The 18,921-nt window shown below is 63.8% G+C and carries 22 protein-coding genes; 9 read left to right on the top strand and 13 right to left on the bottom strand.

Features of this window, described 5'->3' with window-relative positions; all coding sequences use genetic code 11:
* Position 1 precedes the first annotated feature (1 nt).
* The 3 genes from P5704_007905 to P5704_007895 form a co-directional block, all read right to left on the bottom strand.
* Entirely contained in the window at positions 2 to 910 is a 909-nt protein-coding gene (locus tag P5704_007905; protein WOF80385.1) for an acyltransferase, read from the bottom strand.
* Positions 911 to 1,040: 130 nt separating this feature from the next.
* Positions 1,041 to 3,137 (bottom strand): phosphate acetyltransferase, encoded by a 2,097-nt coding sequence (gene pta, locus P5704_007900; protein WOF80384.1) that lies wholly within the window; start codon positions 3,135 to 3,137, stop codon positions 1,041 to 1,043.
* A gap of 165 nt (positions 3,138 to 3,302) precedes the next feature.
* Positions 3,303 to 4,490 (bottom strand): acetate kinase, encoded by a 1,188-nt coding sequence (locus tag P5704_007895; protein ID WOF80383.1) that lies wholly within the window; start codon positions 4,488 to 4,490, stop codon positions 3,303 to 3,305.
* Positions 4,491 to 4,727: 237 nt separating this feature from the next.
* On the opposite strand from P5704_007895, the gene P5704_007890 reads away from it, so the two are divergent.
* From P5704_007890 to P5704_007875, 4 genes are all read left to right on the top strand, one after another.
* Positions 4,728 to 5,213 (top strand): peptidylprolyl isomerase, encoded by a 486-nt coding sequence (locus tag P5704_007890; protein WOF80382.1) that lies wholly within the window; start codon positions 4,728 to 4,730, stop codon positions 5,211 to 5,213.
* A 114-nt stretch (positions 5,214 to 5,327) separates the two neighbouring features.
* Positions 5,328 to 5,810 (top strand): glutathione peroxidase, encoded by a 483-nt coding sequence (locus tag P5704_007885; GenBank protein WOF80381.1) that lies wholly within the window; start codon positions 5,328 to 5,330, stop codon positions 5,808 to 5,810.
* 151 nt (positions 5,811 to 5,961) lie between these two features.
* A complete protein-coding gene (locus P5704_007880) occupies positions 5,962 to 6,621 on the top strand; it encodes a TetR family transcriptional regulator C-terminal domain-containing protein (GenBank protein WOF80380.1) in 660 nt (219 codons plus the stop codon).
* Positions 6,618 to 7,727 carry an NADH:flavin oxidoreductase gene (locus tag P5704_007875; GenBank protein WOF80379.1) on the top strand — a complete coding sequence of 370 codons (1,110 nt, stop codon included), beginning with the start codon at positions 6,618 to 6,620 and terminating at the stop codon, positions 7,725 to 7,727. The genes P5704_007880 and P5704_007875 overlap by 4 nt, the downstream gene beginning before the upstream one ends.
* 115 nt (positions 7,728 to 7,842) lie before the next feature.
* Here the strand turns inward: P5704_007875 and P5704_007870 are convergent, their stop codons facing one another.
* From P5704_007870 to P5704_007840, 7 genes are all read right to left on the bottom strand, one after another.
* Positions 7,843 to 8,448 carry an NAD(P)H-dependent oxidoreductase gene (locus P5704_007870; GenBank protein WOF80378.1) on the bottom strand — a complete coding sequence of 202 codons (606 nt, stop codon included), beginning with the start codon at positions 8,446 to 8,448 and terminating at the stop codon, positions 7,843 to 7,845.
* Between the two features lie 54 nt (positions 8,449 to 8,502).
* A complete protein-coding gene (cysZ, locus tag P5704_007865) occupies positions 8,503 to 9,261 on the bottom strand; it encodes a sulfate transporter CysZ (protein ID WOF80377.1) in 759 nt (252 codons plus the stop codon).
* A gap of 236 nt (positions 9,262 to 9,497) precedes the next feature.
* A complete protein-coding gene (locus P5704_007860) occupies positions 9,498 to 9,836 on the bottom strand; it encodes a HopJ type III effector protein (GenBank protein WOF80376.1) in 339 nt (112 codons plus the stop codon).
* A complete protein-coding gene (locus P5704_007855; protein WOF80375.1) occupies positions 9,833 to 10,126 on the bottom strand; it encodes a DUF1244 domain-containing protein in 294 nt (97 codons plus the stop codon). Before P5704_007855 ends, P5704_007860 begins: the two co-directional genes overlap by 4 nt.
* Before the next feature lie 76 nt (positions 10,127 to 10,202).
* A complete protein-coding gene (gene folX, locus P5704_007850; protein WOF80374.1) occupies positions 10,203 to 10,577 on the bottom strand; it encodes a dihydroneopterin triphosphate 2'-epimerase in 375 nt (124 codons plus the stop codon).
* Between the two features lie 18 nt (positions 10,578 to 10,595).
* On the bottom strand, positions 10,596 to 11,300 hold the full coding sequence (folM, locus tag P5704_007845; GenBank protein ID WOF80373.1) for a dihydromonapterin reductase: 705 nt from the start codon (positions 11,298 to 11,300) through the stop codon (positions 10,596 to 10,598).
* A gap of 66 nt (positions 11,301 to 11,366) precedes the next feature.
* Positions 11,367 to 11,993 (bottom strand): PilZ domain-containing protein, encoded by a 627-nt coding sequence (locus tag P5704_007840; GenBank protein ID WOF80372.1) that lies wholly within the window; start codon positions 11,991 to 11,993, stop codon positions 11,367 to 11,369.
* A 231-nt stretch (positions 11,994 to 12,224) separates the two neighbouring features.
* Here P5704_007840 and P5704_007835 point away from each other — a divergent pair, with 231 nt between their 5' ends.
* Positions 12,225 to 12,677, top strand: a complete 453-nt coding sequence (locus P5704_007835; protein ID WOF80371.1) for a flavodoxin — start codon at positions 12,225 to 12,227, stop codon at positions 12,675 to 12,677.
* A gap of 106 nt (positions 12,678 to 12,783) precedes the next feature.
* On the top strand, positions 12,784 to 13,560 hold the full coding sequence (locus P5704_007830; protein WOF80370.1) for a class II aldolase/adducin family protein: 777 nt from the start codon (positions 12,784 to 12,786) through the stop codon (positions 13,558 to 13,560).
* Between the two features lie 15 nt (positions 13,561 to 13,575).
* Here P5704_007830 and P5704_007825 read toward each other — a convergent pair whose 3' ends face one another.
* The 3 genes from P5704_007825 to olsB are packed head-to-tail and all read right to left on the bottom strand — an operon-like array spanning position 13,576 to position 15,691.
* Positions 13,576 to 14,148 carry an ACP phosphodiesterase gene (locus P5704_007825; protein WOF80369.1) on the bottom strand — a complete coding sequence of 191 codons (573 nt, stop codon included), beginning with the start codon at positions 14,146 to 14,148 and terminating at the stop codon, positions 13,576 to 13,578.
* A 34-nt stretch (positions 14,149 to 14,182) separates the two neighbouring features.
* A complete protein-coding gene (locus tag P5704_007820; protein ID WOF80368.1) occupies positions 14,183 to 14,944 on the bottom strand; it encodes a lysophospholipid acyltransferase family protein in 762 nt (253 codons plus the stop codon).
* Entirely contained in the window at positions 14,945 to 15,691 is a 747-nt protein-coding gene (gene olsB / locus P5704_007815; GenBank protein WOF80367.1) for an L-ornithine N(alpha)-acyltransferase, read from the bottom strand.
* A 187-nt stretch (positions 15,692 to 15,878) separates the two neighbouring features.
* Between olsB and P5704_007810 the strand changes: the two genes are divergently transcribed.
* The 3 genes from P5704_007810 to P5704_007800 all read left to right on the top strand — a co-directional run bounded on the left by P5704_007810 (position 15,879) and on the right by P5704_007800 (position 18,873).
* On the top strand, positions 15,879 to 16,787 hold the full coding sequence (locus P5704_007810; protein WOF80366.1) for an acyl-CoA dehydrogenase: 909 nt from the start codon (positions 15,879 to 15,881) through the stop codon (positions 16,785 to 16,787).
* Between the two features lie 294 nt (positions 16,788 to 17,081).
* Entirely contained in the window at positions 17,082 to 18,239 is a 1,158-nt protein-coding gene (locus P5704_007805; GenBank protein WOF81188.1) for a phosphatidylserine/phosphatidylglycerophosphate/cardiolipin synthase family protein, read from the top strand.
* Positions 18,240 to 18,291: 52 nt separating this feature from the next.
* Positions 18,292 to 18,873: a DJ-1/PfpI family protein gene (locus P5704_007800; protein ID WOF80365.1), complete on the top strand. Its 582-nt coding sequence runs from the start codon at positions 18,292 to 18,294 to the stop codon at positions 18,871 to 18,873.
* Positions 18,874 to 18,921 lie beyond the last annotated feature (48 nt).

The following is an 18,921-nucleotide window of genomic DNA, read 5'->3' as shown; positions in this document are numbered from 1 at the left end:
GTCAGGGCTGCACCGGAAACTGCTGGTGCAGTTGCTCCAGTTGCTGGTCCTTTTCACTCCAGAGCCCGTTGACCCACTGCTGGAACGCCAGCCGGTACGACTCGTCCTGGTCATAATTGCGGCGGAGAAACTCGGTGGGAATCGGCTGCGTCTGGAGGCGTACGACGACCTGATGAATGTTGCCGGCGAGCAGATCCCAGAAACTCGGGCGGCCGTCCGGGTAATGGATGGTGATGTTGATCAGCGCCGTCAGTTGCTCGCCCATGGCGTCGATGACGAAAGCGATGCCGCCCGCCCTCGGCTTGAGCAGATAGCGATAGGGTGAGGCCTGTTCGGTGTGCTTGTCCTCGGTGAAACGTGTGCCTTCGAGGAAGTTGAACACCGACACCGGATTGGTCCGATAGCGCTCGCAGGCCCGGCGCGTGGTCGCCAGGTCCTCCCCACGCTTCTCCGGGTACTTGGCCAGATACTCCTTGCTGAAGCGCTTCATGAAGGGAAACTCCAGCGCCCACCAGCACAGGCCGATCACCGGGACCCAGATCAGCTCCTGCTTGAGAAAGAACTTGAGAATCGGCATGCGCCGGTTGAGCTGATACTGCAGCACGAGGATGTCCGCCCAGCTCTGATGGTTGCTGGTGACCAGATAGGAGTGGTGCATGTCGATCTGATCGAGTCCCTGCACATCCCAGCGAATAGGACGCACCAGATCCATCCAGAAACTGTTCACTGCCATCCACGACTCGGCGATCCAGTGCATGCCGAAGCGCAGGCTGCGTTGTATCGCAGGGATTGGAAACAGCAGTTTGAGCAGCGAGAGCGCGAACAACGGCCAGCACCAGAACAGGGTATTGAGCGCAAGCAGCAGGGCGGCTAGCGTGCCGCGGAGTGGAGCGGGGAGAAAGCTCAGCATGAAGTTCTCGTCGATACGACTGATTCGAGGCGCCAAGAGTAGCGATTATGCGCTGAACTGCAACTATCGAGAGGGTTGAAGCACTGGCGCCGCCTGCGGTGGTCGAGGCGGCGCCAGTTGGAAGCGGCCGTCAGGCCTTCTGGTTGGCCGCCTGCAGTGCGGTCAGGGCGATGGTGAAGACGATGTCGTCTACCAGGGCACCGCGGGACAGGTCGTTGACCGGCTTGGCCAGGCCTTGCAGCATCGGGCCGACGCTGAGGCAATTGGCATTGCGCTGGACCGCTTTGTAGGTGGTGTTGCCGGTGTTCAGGTCGGGGAAGATGAACACCGTGGCCTGGCCGGCGACCTTGCTGTTCGGGGCTTTCTGCTTGCCGACGCTGAGCACGGAGGCGGCGTCGTATTGCAGCGGGCCGTCGATCGGCAGCTCGGGCGCACGCCCCTGGGCGATGCGCGTGGCTTCGGCGACCTTCTCGACTTCTGCACCGCTGCCGGAGCTGCCGGTAGAGTAGCTGATCATCGCCACGCGCGGGTTGACGCCCAGGGCCACGGCGGACTCGGCGCTTTGCAGGGCGATCTCGGCCAGCTCGGTGGCGTTCGGGTTCGGGTTCACCGCGCAGTCGCCGTAGACCAGCACTTGGTCCGGCAGCAGCATGAAGAATACCGAGGACACCAGGCTGTAGCCCGGCGCGGTCTTGATCAGCTGCAGGGCAGGGCGGATGGTGTTGGCTGTGGTGTGCACGGCACCGGAAACCAGACCGTCCACTTCGTCCAGCGCCAGCATCATGGTGCCGAGAACCACGGTGTCCTTCAGCTGTTCGCGGGCATCGTCCGGGGTCAGGCCCTTGGCCTTGCGCATTTCGCACATCGGCTCGACATAGCGGTTGGCGATGTTGTCCGGATCGAGAATTTCCAGACTGGTGGGCAGGATGATGCCTTGCTCGCGCGCGACCTGCTGGACTTCTTCCGGCTTGGCCAGCAGCACGCAGCGGGCGATGCCGCGCTCCTGGCAGATGGCGGCGGCACGGATGGTGCGCGGCTCGTTGCCTTCCGGCAGCACGATGCGCTTGTTGGCATCCTGCGCGCGCTTGACCAGCTGGTAGCGGAACGCTGCCGGCGACATGCGCAGCTCACCGCGCGGCACGCTGTAGCGGGTGTGCAGGAACTCGGGGTGCAGGTGCTTGGCGATGAAGTCGGTGACCCGTGTGGCACGTTCGATGTCGTCCGAAGGAGTCTCCTTGTTCAGGCCGAACAGGTTGTTCGCCGTGTCGTAGGAGTTGGTTTCCACGGTCATCACCGGCAGGCCACCATCCAGCGCGGCCTTGCACAGCTCGAGAATGCGTGGGTCCGGCTCGAAGTCGCTGCACAGCAGCAGGCCGGCCAGTTTCTCGCCGTTGAGCGAGGCCAGGCTGGCGGCGAGGATGATGTCGTCGCGGTCGCCCGGCGTCACCACCAGCACGCCGGACTGCAGCAGCTGTACGGTGTTCGGAACGGCGCGCGCGCACAGCACGATCTTGTTGACGCGACGTTGGTCGGCTTCACCTGCGCTCAGCACCTGCGCGCCGAGCAGCTCGGCGATATCACGGGTGCGCAGTGCGTTGAGCTCTTCGGAGAAGGGGATCGCGCCGAGCAGCTGGAAGTCGGCGCTGCCCAGTAGCGGCAGGTGCTGCTTGAGGCTGTCGACGAAAGCCGGCAGGCCTTCCTCGCTCTTGACCTTGTTGAGGATGACGCCGAGCACCTTGGGGTCTTTGGCGCCGCCGTACAGCTGCGCCTGGATTTCGATGCGCTCGGCCAGGCGCTTGAGGCTGTCGCTGCCCTGGGCGCCGATCAGGATGACTTCGGCGTCCAGGCTCTTGGCCAGCTGGGTGTTGATGCGCTGGGTGTAGTTGGACTCGCGGGTGGGCACCATGCCTTCGACGATGACCACGTCCTTGCCGACGGCAACTTCCTGGTAGCGGCTGATGACGTCTTCGAGCAGCAGGTCGATCTCGCCATCGGCGAGTTGGCGCTCCACCTGTTCCAGCGGCAGCGGCTCGGGCGAGGTCAGGTTCAGGGTGCGCTCGACCAGGATGCAGGAGCGCTCACGGCCCTGATCGACCGGGAAGGGCTGGGCGATCGGCTTGAAGAAACCGACCTTCAGTCCGGCGTTTTCCAGGGCGCGAATCAGGCCGAGGCTGATGGAATTGAGGCCGCCGCCGAAACCGGTAGGGGCTAGAAAGATTGTGTGCATGGCATCTCCTTGAGGACAGGGTGCTCGGGGTAACGGTGCTGGGCGCCGGCAAGGCTAGGGCAGTTGCCAGGGGACGGAAACTGCCGGATTGCCGCGGCGCTCATGTACGAAGACCCGACGGCCAGAGGCCTGTCGGGTCTTGGAATCGCTACATGCCTAGTGTGCTCAGGCGTCCAGCTGGGCCAGCGTATCGAGGGCGATCTGGCGCTCCTCGTTGGTCGGGACGACCATGACGCGCGGGCTGCCTTCGGCCTGGATCTCGCCGGCAACGCCGCGGGTGCAGCGGGCGTTGGCTTCGGCGTCGAGCTTGAAGCCGAACAGCTTGAGGTGTTCCAGCGTCCGCTCGCGCACCGCCGAGGAGTTCTCGCCGATACCGCCGGTGAACACTAGGCCGTCCAGCTGCGGCAGGGCGCAGGACATGGCGGCCAGCGACTTGGCCAGGCGGTAGCAGAACACTTCGAAAGCCAGTACCGCGCCCGGATGACCGGCGTTGCGGGCATCGGCCAGGGTGCGCATGTCGTTGGAAAGGCCGGAGAGGCCTTTCAGACCGCTTTCCTTGTTGAGCATGTTGTCGATCTTGGCCAGATCCCAGCCCAGGGTCTTGTTCAGGAAATTGTGCAGGCTCGGGTCGACATCACCGCTGCGGGTGCCCATCACCAGGCCTTCGAGTGGGGTCAAACCCATGCTGGTGTCGCGGCTTTCACCATTGACCACCGCACAGGTGGAGCAGCCGTTGCCCAGGTGAGCGACCAGCCAGCTGCTGTTCTCGACCGGTACGCCGGCCAGTTCGGCGGCGCGCTTGCTGACGTAGCGATGGCTGGTGCCGTGGAAGCCGTAGCGGCGTACGCCATGCTCCTTGTACAGCACATCCGGTACGGCGTAGCGGTAAGCGTGCTCGGGCATGGTCTGGTGGAAAGCGGTGTCGAACACGCCGACCTGCGGCAGCTCGGGGAACAGATTGATGGCGGCGTGGATGCCGCTCAGGTTGGCCGGATTGTGCAGCGGCGCCAGCTGAATGTTGGCTTCGATGCCGGCCAGGGTTTCGTCGGTGAGCAGCGAGGAGGCGAAGAATTTTTCGCCGCCATGCACCACGCGGTGGCCGATGCCGTCCAGGTGCCCGCCCGCGGCGTCTTCCACGCGCGGCAGGATCTGGGCCAGAGCAGCCTGATGATCGGCATTCGGCACCTTGACGCTTTCCTTGCCGGCCGCGCTCTCGAAGTGGATGACGGCTTCCGGGCTGCCGATGCATTCGGCCAGGCCTTGTAGCGGGAAGGTCGCTTGCGCTTCGTTGACCAGGGCGAACTTGATCGACGAGCTGCCACAGTTAATCACCAGGATGTTACGAGCCGACATCGGTGCTCCTTGGTTCTCTAATGTTATTGATATGGGTGCCAAAGATATTTTTCGCCGATTCTTGCACATCGGCCATGAAAGCGATGCCATCCAAAGGTTGTAGTCCCATGTTCAATGGCACTACATGAGGCGCGAGGGCGACGAACGGCATTGGCCCGTTCATCCAAGGTCGGTTCGCAATCGGCGCGGTGGATGGTTAAACTTCGACATTCATTCTCTAAAGCAAAGGTTCTGCCCATGCTGATTGCCGCTAACAAGGCTGTCTCCATCGACTACACACTCACCAACGACGCCGGTGAGGTGATCGACAGCTCGGCCGGCGGCGCGCCGCTGGTCTACCTGCACGGCGCAGGCAACATCATCCCTGGCCTGGAAAAGGCCCTCGAGGGCAAGCAGGGCGGTGACCAGATCCAGGTCGCCATCGAGCCGCAGGACGCTTACGGCGAGTACAGCCCGGAGCTGGTCGCTACCCTCAATCGCGCCATGTTCGAAGGCGTCGACGAGCTGGAAGTGGGCATGCAGTTCCACGCCTCCGGTCCGGACGGCGGTATGCAGATCGTCACCATCCGTGACGTGGAAGGCGACGATGTGATCGTCGACGGCAACCACCCGCTGGCTGGTCAGCGCCTGAACTTCGACGTCAAGGTCGTCAACGTGCGTGATGCCAGCGAAGAAGAAGTTGCCCACGGCCACGTCCACGGCGAAGGTGGTCACCACCACTGATCCGGGTCGCCGCGTAGGCGTCCGCAGGCACGGCAGCAGGAACCGCTACCGTGCAGATCGAAAAGAAGAGCGCTCCGGTCGTTGCCGGGGCGTTTTTTCGTTAGGAGAGATGAGATGAGCGCATTCCACCAATTGGTGTTGCCAGGCCTGGGCAGTGAGGAGCTGCCGTTGGCGCAGTTCGGCGATCGGATCACGCTGGTGGTCAACGTCGCTTCGCAGTGCGGGCTGACCCCGCAGTACGCCGGCCTGGAACGGCTGCAGCAGCAATACGCTGCCCGCGGCTTCAGCGTGCTGGGCGTGCCATGCAACCAGTTCGCTGCGCAGGAGCCAGGCAGCGATGAGGAAATCCGCTCGTTCTGCACGCTCAACTATGGTGTGAGCTTTCCTCTGAGCGGCAAGCTCGAGGTGAACGGCCCGCAGCGTCATCCGTTGTATCGTTTGCTGGCTGGCGAAGGCGCCGATTTCCCAGGGGACATCACTTGGAACTTCGAGAAATTCCTGGTGGGTAAGGACGGCCGTGTGCTGGCCCGTTTCTCGCCGCGCACCACGCCCGACGACCCTGCCCTGATCCAGGCGATCGAAACCGCCCTGGCCTGATCTGCAGCTCTGCGACCGCACGCGCGGTCGCGTTCTTTTTTCGCATATTTCTTGCGTACTGAATTTGCCGGCCATGCTTGCCGTGGTTGCCGCTGAATAAGTGTCATGGATGATGCTGTGCCGGCGAGATGACCGGTCATATTCTCGCGGCATGACCAATCCAGCACGCAACGACAAGCGCGACCTGATCCTGTCCAAGGGCGCCCGGGTGATGACCCGCCGCGGCTATCACGGCACCGGTGTTCAGGAAATCGTCCAGGCGGCGGGTATTCCCAAGGGCTCGTTCTATCACTACTTCGCCAGCAAGGAAGACTTCGCCCTGCAGGCGCTGGAGCATATCTATGCGCCTCGGCTGGAGCGCTATCGGGCGGCGTTGAGTAACGGTGCGCTCACGCCACGGCAGCGCATCCTCGATCACTACGCCGATCTCGTTGCGCACTTCGCCCGTCAGGAAAAGCCGGAATATCACTGCTTCATCGGCAGCCTGAGCTTCGAGATGGCCGAGCTGTGCCCGCCCATCGCCAAACGGCTCAGCGCGATATTGACGCAATCGGTCGGGCTGCTCACGGCCTGCCTCGAACAGGCGCGTGTCGCTGGGGAGATCGCGGCCGATTGCGATTGTGCGGTGCTGGCGGAATTCATAAGCAACGCCTGGGAGGGCGCGCTGTTGCGCATGAAAGTGAGCGGCAGCGTTGTGCCGTTGCAGGTGTTTTTCCAGCAGCTCGAACGCCTGTTGGCGCCGACTGCAACAAAATCGCCGGGGCCTGAGCGCCCGGCTGCCTTGACCAATGCCACAGGAGTCGATCGATGACCGCCAGCGTACAAGCCTTGTTTGAGCCCTTCGAGTTGGGTGCTCTCCGTTTGCCGACCCGTGTGGTCATGGCGCCGATGACCCGTTCGTTCTCGCCCAATGGTGTACCCACCGCCGATGTGGTCGAGTACTACCGCCGTCGTGCCGCCTCCGGGGTCGGGTTGATCATCACCGAGGGCACCACGGTCGGCCACGCTGCGGCGAACGGTTATCCCCATGTGCCGCGTTTCTACGGTGAAGATGCGCTGGCTGGCTGGAAGGCGGTGGTCGATGCGGTGCATGCCGCTGGCGGCAAGATCGTTCCGCAGCTCTGGCACGTCGGTAACGTGCGCCGCAAGGGTACCGAGCCGGAGCCGGAGGTCGTCGGTTACGGCCCGATGGAGAAGCAGAAGGACGGCCAGGTCGTCGTCCATGGCATGACCAGGCAGGACATCCAGGATGTGATCGCAGCTTTCGCCCAGGCGGCTGTGGATGCCAAGGCCATCGGCATGGACGGTGTGGAAATCCACGGTGCCCACGGCTACCTGATCGACCAGTTCTTCTGGGAAGGTAGCAACCAGCGCACCGACGAGTACGGCGGCAACCTGGCCAACCGTTCGCGCTTCGCCATCGAGCTGGTGCAGGCCGTACGTGCTGCGGTCGGCCCCGACTACCCGATCATCTTCCGCTTCTCGCAGTGGAAGCAGCAGGACTACACCGCGCGCCTGGTGCAATCGCCCGAAGAGCTCGGCGAATTCCTGGCACCTTTGTCGGCGGCCGGCGTGGACATCTTCCATTGCTCGACGCGGCGTTTCTGGGAGCCGGAATTCGGAGGCTCCGAACTCAATCTGGCTGGTTGGACCCGTCAGCTGACCGGCAAGCCGACCATCACCGTCGGCAGTGTCGGTCTGGATGGCGAGTTTCTGCAGTTCATGGTCAAGACCGACAAGGTGGCGCAGCCGGCCAATATCGAAGGCCTGCTCAGCCGTCTGAACAACGAGGAGTTCGATCTGGTTGCGGTGGGACGTGCGTTGATCTGCGATCCAGACTGGGTGCTGAAAGTGCGTGAAGGTCGCATGCAGGACATCCTGCCGTTTAGCCGTGAGGCGTTGAAAACCCTGGCGTGATCGAGCCACGCCCTACGCAGGCGTGACACAGCCGGAGCCGGCTTGCTGGCGGAACGCGCTGACGCGGTGGTAAGCATGCGGTGCGTGTCCGGCCAGCTCGCGCCTGCGGTCGCTGTCATTCAGCGCCGGGGTAGGCGGACTGCTTGAGCAGTTTCGCCAGGTGCACGGCGTTGCGGGCCAGCATCGCATTGGTGTTGGCGGTTTTCTCACGAGGGCCGGCGTCCTTGTAGTCCGTCGAGCCCATCGCTTCCCCGACCCAGTAGGTGCAACCGTTGGCGGGAATGCTGAAGCCGACGTCGTTCAGCCCCTGATACAGCTCGGCCACCACATGATGAGCACCGTCTTCGTTGCCGACCACGGCGACACAGGCGACCCGGCCATACGAAACCATCCGCTGTTGGTCGTCGACTTCACCGAGAAACGCGTCGAGACGCTCGAGTACTCGCTGGCAGACGCTGGACGGATGCCCCAGCCAGATAGGTGTGCCCAACAGCAAGATATCGGCGGCGAGAATCTTCTCGCGGATCGCCGGCCAGTCGTCACCGGGGCCTTCGTCGGAGGTCACGCCCGGTTTGATGTTGAAATCCACCGCGCGCAGCTGCTCGCAGGTCACGCCGAGCTTTTCCAGCTCGCGCTCGGCCTGGCTCAGCAGCAAACCGCAGGACGATGCATTGGGAGAGGCTTTGAGGGTGCAATTGATTGCCAGTGCGGAAAGCGCCATTGGGGGCTCCTGAGTTCGACGTGTTCGAATCTAGACAGCACCCCTTCCCGCAGTTCACGATGTGGCGACGGGGCGCAGGTGTTTCCCTCCGCCTTCCCGAACCCAGAACAATGTCGCTCCCGCCACTGCCGCCGGCATGATCAACAGATTCAGCACCGGCACCAGCAACGCCGCATAGGTCACTGCGCCAAAGCTCAGGCTCTGCCAGCGTCGCTGGCGCAGCCAGTCCATCATGTCCGCCCAGCTCAGCTTGTTGTTGTCTGCCGGGTAGTCGATGTATTGCACGGCCATCATCCATACGCCGAACAGTAACCATAAAGGCGCGGCGACCAGGTTCAGCACGGGAATGAATGAAAGCACCAGCAACGCCAGCGCGCGCGGGGCGAAATAGCCCAGCTTGCGCAGCTCGCGGCCAATCGTGCGGGGCAGCATGGCCAGCAGTTCGGCCCAGCTGAAAGGCGGCGCGGCATCTTCGCCGCGTACCACCACCTCGACCTTTTCTGCCAGAAAGCCGTTGAACGGTGCGGCGATGATGTTGGCCAGCATGGTGAAGCTGAAGAACACCATCAGCACCACCAGCGCGACGAACAAGGGCCAGAGGATGTATTCGAGAAAGCCGAGCCAGGTCGGCAGATTGGGCATCAAGGTGTCGACCCAGCTGCTGAACTGGCCGACCGCGAACCAGATCAGGCCGAAGAACAGCAGCACGTTCACCGTCAGCGGCAGGATCACGAACAGACGCAGCCCTGGACTGAGCACCAGGCGCAGGCCTTCGCGCAGGTATTGCGGGCCGGAGAGGACGGATACGGGCATTGGCGTCTCCTGAAAGGGCAGGGGTTTCGTCGAGAAGGGTGTGGCGCAGCGGGATAGACGATGACTATGGGTTGTATGCAAAGCCTGAATTATCCGCGGCCTCGGCGGATGGCTAAGGTGGCGCTCAACGGTTTTCGGGTCATCCGCTCCTTCAGCCTTCCCCTAAGTGCTTGGGATGACCCTTTTTACTCCATCGAGCCGGGCATGGCCGGCTCGATCCGTCGAGTGGGCGCGCGCTACTTGCGCTTGAGCGGTTGGGTGTCGAAGCGCACGCCCGGCAGGCCGGTTTCCATCAGCGCGCGGATGTTGCGGTGGTCGCTGCCGTTCGGGTTGGCCAGGACCGCCTGATAGTGCTCGCCGAACGCAAGCAGCGCTTCTTCCGTCGTGAAGTCTTCGAGCAGTGCGAGGCCCAGCGTCTTGCAGGAACCTTCGTTCTCGCCGGCAGCGTTCTCCAGTGTGCCGTTGACGAAGCGGCTCGGTTGATAGTCGTAAGCGCCTTCGATGAAGGCGAGGGTTTCGCTGAATGCGTGGTTGCGATTGCGCAGGCTGGCGCGGAAATCCTTCAGGTCGTTCATTCTTTCTGGGCCTTGTCGAAAGCGGCCTGCTGCTCGGCAGTCGCTTCCTTCTGATAGCGTTTTTTCCACTCGCTGTACGGCATTCCGTACACCTCTTCGCGGGCCTGGTCGATGCTGAGTTCGACGTCCAGATCGTCTGCGGCGGCCTTGTACCACTTCGACAGGCAGTTGCGGCAGAAACCGGCCAGGTTCATCAGGTCGATGTTCTGCGCATCGGGACGGGTACGCAGGTGCTGGACCAGGCGGCGGAAGGCGGCAGCTTCCAGTTCGGTGCGTTCTTGATCGTTCATCTCGTGGGTCTCGGCGTTGGCTGAGGTCGGCCGGATCATAACCTTGCGTCAGTGAGCCGGCCAGCCTTGCGCAGGGTCAATCCCGATGCGCAGCCAGGGTGATCGATACGGACTCGGCGAAGCGCAGCGCGTGGGGCTTGTCGACTTCCACTTCGGCGTAGCGCACCTGCGGGTAGCGCATGACCAGGTCGAGAATTTCCTGGGTCAGCCGCTCGAGCAGGGCGAAGCGGTTGTCTTCGACGTGCTGGATGATCGCCTTGGTGATGGTGCGGTAGTTCAGCGCCTGTTCGATGTCGTTCTCGCGCACCGCCTCTGCAGCGGGGTAAAGCATCGTCAGGTTGATCAGCACGTCCTGGCGGTTGAGGATTTCCTCTTCCTTGATGCCGATGTAGGTGCGCAGCCGCAGGTCCTTGACGCGGATGCGGGCCATCGCGGGTTCCAGTCTGGGCATGGGGACTCCTTGCAGTCTTCAGATCAGGTGGCGGCCGCCGTTCACGGTCAGTGTGGTGCCGGTGACATAAGGGTTGTCGAGCAGGTAGCGCAGGCTCTGGTAGATCACCTCGGCACCGGGTTCGATGCCCAGCGCGGATTTGGCCAGCGCCTTGCGGCGATATTCGGCGTCGTCGTCCGGGTTGAACTGGATCAGCGCCGGGGCGATGCCGTTGACCTTGATCGTCGGCGCCAGGCTGGCGGCGAAGGACAGCGTCAGGTTGTCCAGGCCCGCCTTGCTCGCCGCATAGGCGATGTGCTTCTTGCTGCCCTTGCGGGTCACGTCGTCGCCAATGTGCACGATATCCGCTGGCCCGCCGTGGCGCAGCAGTTCGGCGCAGTGCAGGTTGATCAGGTAGGGCGCGAGCATATGCACCTGGAACAGCTGGCGGAACGCCTCGGCTTCCTGCCCGGGGGTATCCGGGCGCCATTCGGAGGCGTTGTGCACGATGGCTCGCAGACCGTCGGCACGCTGCTTGAGAGCGCTGATAAAGGTGATGATGCCGCTTTCTTCGCTGAAGTCCGCCTGCAACGCCTCGGCGCCAAGGGCGCGAAGCCGGTCGATGCTGTCGCGTTCGCGGCGGTAGGTAACGATGACCGGGAAGCCGTCTTCCAGCAGTCGCTCGGCACAATGCAGCCCGATTCGCTGGCTGGCTCCGGTGATGAGAATCGGGGCCTGATGCATGAAAATCCACTGCCTGAAATGGGTGAGCCGCGCACACTTTGAGGCGGTCGCTACAGGCGTGGCAGCTTACACCAGATCGGCCGGCAGCTCTGGCTGCAAATCAGGGTGCAGGCGCTGATGCTGGCGATAGAGGAAGGAGCGAATCCGCTCGGCATCCTTCACTTGGATGAACTCGACTTCGTAGGCGGCTCGTCCGCCGGTCAGCTCGCGAACGCGATGGGCATCGATTTCCAGCGGGCTGTCATCGGGCAGCGCCAGGCGCAGGTGGAAGTGCTTGGGTGGCTTGCGATGTTCGCCGGCATCCACCAGCAGTCCGTGAGGAGAGAGCTCGTGCACGCTGAGCGAGCTTTCGCCGCCATCGTTTTCCAGCAGAGGCAGCGGCTGGTCCAGGTGCAGGCGCCAGGCGCGCGTGGTTGGCCCGCGCTCGTAGATCACCGGAGGGGCCAGCTGCAGGTCTAGGCTGTGTAGTTCGTCTTCCCTGAGCTGCAGCGGGAAGGACATGCGGAAATCCTCGAACTCCGCCTGCAGCGACAGGTTGGCGCGAGCGGCCAGCTGCAGCAGCAGTTCGTTGGATTGCGTGCCGCCGTCGATCCGAAAGCCTGTCGTGCGCTCGGCGCTGGTGCTGCCGTTGCGCTGCATCAACTTGCGGATGAAGGTCAGTTCGTCTTTGCTGAGAATCGTCTCTTCCGCCATGCGGATACCCTCGGAGGGACAGTGCCCTCCACATTTGGCGTCGCGCGGCGGGGCCGCTACACGCCTGCAACCGATATGGTCGCGGTGGGGCAATCGGCCCTATGACAAATGGGTTCGATGGTGGTTCCGTGCGCTGCGCTTTTTCTGGATGGACGGCTTCGCCTGAGCGTGGCGTGCCGCCCAGGCTTGGCGATTGCGGCATAATGCGCAGCTTTGATTCTTGGAGCGCACATGAAAGTCGCCATTCTTTCCGGGAGCGTCTACGGCACCGCCGAAGATGTCGCCCGTCACGCCGAACACCAGCTGAAAACCGCCGGTTTCGAAACCTGGCACGATCCCCGCGCCCAGCTGTCGCAGATTCTCGAGTTCGCCCCCGAAGCGTTGCTGGTCGTGACCTCGACCACCGGCATGGGTGAGCTGCCGGACAGCTTCATTCCGCTGTACTCGACCATCCGCGATCAGTTTCCCGCGTGGAGCGGCCTGCCCGGTGGCGTCATCGCCCTTGGCGATGCCAGCTATGGCGACACCTTCTGTGGTGGCGGCGAGCTGATTCGCGAACTCTATGCCGAGCTGGGCGTGCGAGAAGTCCTGGAGATGCTGCGCCTCGACGCCAGCGAGACAGTGACGCCGGAAAGTGACGCCGAACCGTGGTTGGAAGCCTTCGCAGCGGCCTTGCGCGCCTGAGTGTGGCTCGCCAGGCCAGCGGCCTGGCTGCAAGGGCAACTGCCGGGCCGGTAGCGGCTGGCTAGAATCCAGGGCATCTTCACGACAATAACAAGAGGTGCCCTCGATGACTGCGCTGCACGCTTTGCCTTCTTTGGAAACCCAAGTGAGCCCCACCGAATGGCAGACGCGGGTCGATCTGGCGGCCTGTTACCGGCTGGTCGCGCTGCATGGCTGGGATGACCTGATCTTCACGCACATCTCGGCCAAGATTCCCGAAACCGATCACTTCCTGATCAACCCCTACGGGCTGATGTTTCACGAAATCACCGCGTCCAGCCTGGTCAAGGTCGACCTGGCCGGCAACAAGGTGATGGACAGCCCGTACGAGATCAACCCCGCCGGTTACACCATTCACAGTGCCGTGCATGAGGTGCGCCACGACGTCGCTTGCGTCATGCACACTCACACCGCGGCTGGGGTGGCGGTCTCGGCCCAGCGTCAGGGCGTATTGCCCATCAGCCAGCAGTCGCTGTTCGTGCTGGCCAGTCTTTCGACTCATGGCTATGAAGGTGTGGCGCTGAATCACGACGAGAAGGCGCGCTTGCAGGCCGATCTTGGCGAAACCGCTTTCATGCTGCTGCATAACCACGGTCTGCTGACCTGCGGTAGCAGCATCGCCGATACCTTTCTGATGATGTTCATCTTCCAGCGCGCCTGTGAAATTCAGGTCATGGCGCAGGCCGGTGGCAACGAGCTGATCGCCATTCCGGAGCAGATCCTGGCCGGTGCCAAAGCCATGGCGGCGGGCGTGACTCGCACTCGCTCGGGCATGGGCGGTGCGCTGGCGTGGCCCGGCCTGCTGCGCAAGCTGGATGCGCAAAGTCCGGGCTATGCGCAGTAACACGGGACGTTCGCGTTACATCGCCGCCTTGGCGAAATGCTGCAGCTGCGGGTAGAAGTGGCGGAAGTCCTCGAGCAGCGGATCGTACAGCTGTTCCAGTTCTTCCAGCCCGCCGGCCAGGCCATCCGGCCGGCTCAGGCGACGGCTCATATTCGCCAGCACCCTGCCCAGTACGTCGAATTCACGGTAGCTGCCGAGCCAGTCGTGTGCCGCCATGTGCGGAGCGATCACGGCGAGCTTGCCGGGCAGTGCGGGCTCGTCGGCCAGCGCTCGGTAGGCGCGCTGGGTGAATAGGTCCAGCGGTTCGCCGGAGTAGTCCGACCAGTTCGCTGCCAGGCAATGATCGAAGAACAGGTCCAGCAGGATCCCGGCGTAGCGGCGGCGCTCACTGGGAAAGCGCGCCTTGGCTTGCAGCACCAGTGGATGGCTGTCGGTGAAGGCATCGATCTGCCGATGCAGGCGAATGCCGGCTTCGATCTGCGCCGGCCAGCGGCCCTGCAGCGGGCCTTTGACGAAGTCCCCGTAAAGACTGCCGAGCATGTCGGCCGGGCCGGGGCCGCCAAGATGAAGATGAGCGAGATAGTTCATGGGCGAAGCTTAGCGCAGCCTCGATAGGAGGTCGCTATGCGGCCTCTCGCGCGGCCTCCTGCACCTCCCCAGACAGTGCCCGTTCGATGGCCCGCTGTGCTTGCTCGGCGAGAGCCCTGCGACTGAGCGAGGCGACGGGTATCGGCGCCAGCAGATGGATTTCTACTTCTGCCACGTCGCAGGCCAACAACCTGCGCAGGTGCGCCGGCAGTTCGTCGTCGCCGATGAAGGGCGCCACAGTGTCGGGTTTGCCGTCGCGCAGGTAGCGGATAGCCACGGGTTGAACGGCGCAGCCGGCCTCTATCGCGCAGGCGAACAACCGGGGATGGAAGGTGCGCACGCCGCTGCCGTCGGTCGAGGTGCCTTCCGGGAAAATCAGCAGGTGGCCGCCTTGCTGGAGGTGGTCGGCCAGTTGCCGATTGATCTGCGCGGCGTCGCCGGCGCCGCGGCGGATGAACAGCGTGCCAGCCTGGCGTGCCAGCCAGCCAAGCACGGGCCAGCGTGCGACCTCGGCCTTGGCCAGGAACGACAGCGGCCGCAGCATCCCCAGCAACGGGATGTCGCACCAGGACACATGGTTGGCGACCCAGAGCATCGGCTGCGCTGGCAGTTCGCCAATGATGCGTACGCGATAAGGCAGCGCGGCGGCCAGGCGAACCATGAACCAGCGGGTCAGCTGTTGCCTGCGTTGCAGCGAGGTACGTAGCGCGAGGCGGTCGCCGAGACCCAGTGCGGCCGCCAACAGCAACCCCAGCAGGATCGCCGCGGCGACCCGCAGCAGGCGCAACCGCGCCATCTATACCGCCGCCTTGAAGTGGCGAGCGTAGCGCGGGCACAGCTCCTCGCGCTTGAGCAGGATGAATATGTCGGCGACCTGGAAGTCCGGGTCCCAGCAGGGTTCGCCACAGATTTTCGCGCCGAGGCGCATATAGGCTTTGAGCAGCGGCGGCAGCTGGGCAGTGACGTTGTCCGGCAATTCCAACTCGGGAAGCGGCATTCGCGGCTCGGCGTGCAGCAGTTCGGTGCTCAGGTGACTGTCGCGCAGTCGTTGCATGATCGCACGGGCCTGGATGCCACCGTCGCGCATGGGGATGCTGGCGCACCCCATCAGGTAGCGATAGCCACCCTGGTTGAGCACCTCGGCCAGTTCGCTCCACAGCACGGCTATGGTCGCGCCACTGCGATAAGCCGGTGCAACGCAGGTACGGCCGATCTCCAGCACTGGTTCGTTGATGTCCGCCAGGCCGTGCAGGGCGAATTCTCCCTCGCTGTAGAAGCGCCCGAGTTGCTTCGCGGTGAGGTGGTCGAGCAGGCGCGTGGTGGCGACCAGTTCACCGGTCGCGAGATCGCGCACGCCGATATGTCGGCAGTGGATATCGAAGTCATCCATGTCCAGCCCGAACTCGGCGCCATTGAGCTGGGCATCGAACTCGCTGCTGAACACCCGATAACGCAGGGCCTGGGCTTCGCGCAGTGCGCATTCGCCCTGCAGGCGTTCGGCTCGAAGTTGACGCGTGCTGCGTGGATCGACGATGGCATTCATGCTCTGTCTCCTTGTCCGCCGGGGCAGTGACGGGGTTGGCGATGCAGCGCGAGCGTCTGGTTGTTATCGTTGAGCTCGCTGGTTTGGCCTGATCAGGCTAGGAGCAAGGCGTGTCGCCACTGTGACGTTTGGATGATGGTTGGATGACGGCGCGAACCGGCGGCCGCTAATGGCAGAAGCTTGGGAGATGAGGATGCCGTGGAAACGATTGATCGGGCCGTTGCAGCCAGTTGCCGCGACGTTCGGGCTGTGCGACTGGTATCGGGCCGTGTGCGACGGTGCTCCCGGTACGGACTCGTTCAGCCAGGCGGTCTACGGCGGCCGGCTGGCGACCACGCCGGGGCTGGCCTTTCTCGCCGGATACCAGGCTGCCCTGCGCGCGCTCTGGCCGGATGCGCCACTCGGGCTTGGCGCGCTGTGCACGACGGAGCGGCGCAAGCTGCGACCGGCCGACATGACGACCCGTTGCGAAGATGGGCAGCTGAGTGGTGGCAAGGACTTCGTGACGGCGGGCGCCGCGGCGCAATGGCTGCTGGTTTCGGCCCGGGAGGAGGGGGCTGGCGAGCCGCCGCGGCTCGGTCTGTTCGTCGTCGAGCCGTCCGGTGCCGGTGTGTCACTGGTGGCCGGGGCGGACCTGCCGATCGTGCCGGATATCGCGCATGGCAGATTGAGCCTTGAACAGGCTGCAGGGAAACGCTTGCCAGGTGACGGCTGGAGCGAGTACGTCAAACCGTTCCGTACCCACGAAGATGTTCATGTGCTGGCGGCACTGACTGCCTGGCTCTACGGCGTGGCGCTGCTGGCGCAGTGGCCGCGCGCATTGGCACTGCGTCTGCTCAGCGTTCTTGCGGCTGCAGCAGAGGTCGCACGGCGTCCAGCCGATGAGCCTGCCACTCACCTGCTGACGGCGGCGTTGCTCGAGCAGTTCGCTGCGCTGCAACCTGAGCTGGACAGGGCCCTGGCGGCTTCGCAGGGGCCCTGGGGCGCATCGTGGCGGCGTGATCGCGCAGTGCTGGGCTTGGCGCGCGACGCCCAGGCGCGCCGTCTGGAGCAGGCGCTTGCCGCGCTCGGGCTCGAGTCTTCCATAGGCAGTTGAAGGCAGGGCATATCCTTCGAGCAGCTGGGAACTCTGCCCAGGCGAGTCGGGCCTATAGAGGGTCGTATTTCATGGTGGCACTGGCCGCGGCCGTCTAGTCTGCTGCTTTGCCTTGCTCGAGCGTCTGGGTAAGCTAGCGAACTGCTCGTTCGGCACTGCCTGTGCAGATTGGGGGATCGGGGCGGTCGCGCCTTGGATGTCGCCCGGAAAAAGGGATTTCATGTCACTTCGCTGCTCATCCGCTTCTTCGTTTTGCCTGACGCCATCTGGCTTCACTCGGGGTGATGCCCTGTGATGCTGGCGGGAGCGGTATTCCCCTGGCGCAGCGACAATCAGTTTCGCCTGCTGATAGACGGGCCTGGGTTCTTTCCGCCCATGCTCGAGTCCATCGAGCGCGCCGAGCGCCGGGTCGATCTGGAGCTCTATCTGGTGGAGGATGGTGCTTGTCTCGACCGCCTGCTGGAGCCGCTGCTGCGTGCGGCGGCACGCGGTGTCCGGGTGCGCTGTCTGTTCGATGGTTTTGGCTGCCTGAAAATGAGCCAGGCCAATCGTGATCGGATGATCGCCGCCGGCGTCGAGTTGCGTCTCTACAATCCGCTTTCGCTCAGGCTGAGGCTGCGTAATCTGCACCGTGACCACCGCAAGCTGCTGCTGGTCGACGGTTGCATCGGTTACGTCGGCGGCACCGGTATCACCGACGAATTCTGGCACCCTGATGAGCCCGGCGAGCACTGGCATGAAGTGATGGTCGAGATGACCGGCCCGCTGCTGCAGGACTGGCAGGATTTGTTCGACACCCAGTGGGTGCATTGCCTGAAGCGGCGTATCTGGCAGCTGCCCCTGCCCAGCGGTGCGCCACGCATTCCGGTGCTGCCCAGTGGCTCGGGGCTAGGGCGCGTGGCCTATGCGGCGGCGCGTCAGCACCGCGACATACTGCACAGCCTGTTGCGCAATCTGCGGCGCGCGCAGACGCGCATCTGGCTGGCGACGCCGTATTTCCTGCCTACCGGCAAGGTACGGCGGGCACTGATCCGGGCGGCACGTCGTGGGGTGGATGTGCGCCTGCTGCTGACCAGTCGCAACACCGATCACCCGCCGGTGCGCTACGCCGGACAGCGCTTCTATCCGCGACTGCTGCGTGCGGGCGTGCGAATCCACGAATATCAGCCACACTTTTCCCACTTGAAAATGGTGCTGGTTGACGACTGGGTCAGCGTCGGCTCGTGCAACTTCGATCACTGGAACCTGCGCTGGAATCTGGAGGCCAATCTCGAGGCCATCGACGCTGGGTTGAGTGCCCAGGTGCAGGCGTGCTTCGAGCGTGATTTCCAGGACAGTATCGAAATCGACATCAAGAGCTGGTACGGCAGACCGCTGCACCTGCGCCTCTACCAACGCATGTGGGGCTGGCTGGACCGGCTGCTGGTAAACATCTTCAACCGCGGTGGCTGAGGCCGCCGCGTCACGGAGCGAAGCTCCAAACCCGCGTGAAGAGGACGATCCAATGGCGGCGAAGAACATTTTGATGCTGGTGGGGGATTACGCCGAAGACTACGAAACCATGGTGCCTTTCCAGGCGCTGCAGATGGTTGGCCATCGCGTGCATGCCGTGTGCCCGGACAAGAAGGCCGGCGACAGTGTGCGCACCGCGATCCATGATTTCGAGGGCGACCAGACCTACAGCGAGAAGCCGGGGCACAATTTTGCGCTGAACTTCGACTTCGCCGACGTGCGGGCCGAAGACTACGATGCCCTGGTCATTCCCGGTGGCCGGGCGCCGGAATATCTGCGCCTGAACGAACAGGTGCTGGCGCTGGTGCGCGCGTTCGACGAGGCCAGGAAGCCGATCGCAGCCGTTTGCCATGGCGCGCAGCTGCTGGCCGCCGCGGGCGTGCTCAAGGGGCGTGCCTGCAGCGCCTATCCGGCCTGTGCACCCGAGGTGAAGCTGGCTGGTGGCGAGTACGTGGACATCGCCGTGGATCAGGCGCACACCGATGGCAATCTGGTCAGCGCTCCGGCATGGCCCGCCCATCCAGCGTGGCTGGCGGCATTCCTCGAGGTGCTCGGGACCCGCATCAGTCTGTAAGATGCAGGCCTCACCCAAGCCCGCCGCGCAGACTGCGCGGCGGGTTTT

Source organism: Pseudomonas sp. FeN3W, from assembly GCA_030263805.2.
Lineage (GTDB): Bacteria > Pseudomonadota > Gammaproteobacteria > Pseudomonadales > Pseudomonadaceae > Stutzerimonas > Stutzerimonas stutzeri_G.
The sequence above is the reverse complement of the archived record's forward strand: the minus strand, read 5'-3'. Positions and strand labels throughout refer to the sequence as shown.

Bases quoted from the DNA above. Each gene is read 5' to 3' on its own strand.
- P5704_007905 (WOF80385.1), bottom strand. From the start codon at position 910: ATGCTGAGCTTTCTCCCCGCTCCACTCCGCGGCACGCTAGCCGCCCTG.
- pta (WOF80384.1), bottom strand. From the start codon at position 3,137: ATGCACACAATCTTTCTAGCCCCTACCGGTTTCGGCGGCGGCCTCAAT.
- P5704_007895 (WOF80383.1), bottom strand. From the start codon at position 4,490: ATGTCGGCTCGTAACATCCTGGTGATTAACTGTGGCAGCTCGTCGATC.
- P5704_007890 (WOF80382.1), top strand. From the start codon at position 4,728: ATGCTGATTGCCGCTAACAAGGCTGTCTCCATCGACTACACACTCACC.
- P5704_007885 (WOF80381.1), top strand. From the start codon at position 5,328: ATGAGCGCATTCCACCAATTGGTGTTGCCAGGCCTGGGCAGTGAGGAG.
- P5704_007880 (WOF80380.1), top strand. From the start codon at position 5,962: ATGACCAATCCAGCACGCAACGACAAGCGCGACCTGATCCTGTCCAAG.
- P5704_007875 (WOF80379.1), top strand. From the start codon at position 6,618: ATGACCGCCAGCGTACAAGCCTTGTTTGAGCCCTTCGAGTTGGGTGCT.
- P5704_007870 (WOF80378.1), bottom strand. From the start codon at position 8,448: ATGGCGCTTTCCGCACTGGCAATCAATTGCACCCTCAAAGCCTCTCCC.
- cysZ (WOF80377.1), bottom strand. From the start codon at position 9,261: ATGCCCGTATCCGTCCTCTCCGGCCCGCAATACCTGCGCGAAGGCCTG.
- P5704_007860 (WOF80376.1), bottom strand. From the start codon at position 9,836: ATGAACGACCTGAAGGATTTCCGCGCCAGCCTGCGCAATCGCAACCAC.
- P5704_007855 (WOF80375.1), bottom strand. From the start codon at position 10,126: ATGAACGATCAAGAACGCACCGAACTGGAAGCTGCCGCCTTCCGCCGC.
- folX (WOF80374.1), bottom strand. From the start codon at position 10,577: ATGCCCAGACTGGAACCCGCGATGGCCCGCATCCGCGTCAAGGACCTG.
- folM (WOF80373.1), bottom strand. From the start codon at position 11,300: ATGCATCAGGCCCCGATTCTCATCACCGGAGCCAGCCAGCGAATCGGG.
- P5704_007840 (WOF80372.1), bottom strand. From the start codon at position 11,993: ATGGCGGAAGAGACGATTCTCAGCAAAGACGAACTGACCTTCATCCGC.
- P5704_007835 (WOF80371.1), top strand. From the start codon at position 12,225: ATGAAAGTCGCCATTCTTTCCGGGAGCGTCTACGGCACCGCCGAAGAT.
- P5704_007830 (WOF80370.1), top strand. From the start codon at position 12,784: ATGACTGCGCTGCACGCTTTGCCTTCTTTGGAAACCCAAGTGAGCCCC.
- P5704_007825 (WOF80369.1), bottom strand. From the start codon at position 14,148: ATGAACTATCTCGCTCATCTTCATCTTGGCGGCCCCGGCCCGGCCGAC.
- P5704_007820 (WOF80368.1), bottom strand. From the start codon at position 14,944: ATGGCGCGGTTGCGCCTGCTGCGGGTCGCCGCGGCGATCCTGCTGGGG.
- olsB (WOF80367.1), bottom strand. From the start codon at position 15,691: ATGAATGCCATCGTCGATCCACGCAGCACGCGTCAACTTCGAGCCGAA.
- P5704_007810 (WOF80366.1), top strand. From the start codon at position 15,879: ATGAGGATGCCGTGGAAACGATTGATCGGGCCGTTGCAGCCAGTTGCC.
- P5704_007805 (WOF81188.1), top strand. From the start codon at position 17,082: ATGCTGGCGGGAGCGGTATTCCCCTGGCGCAGCGACAATCAGTTTCGC.
- P5704_007800 (WOF80365.1), top strand. From the start codon at position 18,292: ATGGCGGCGAAGAACATTTTGATGCTGGTGGGGGATTACGCCGAAGAC.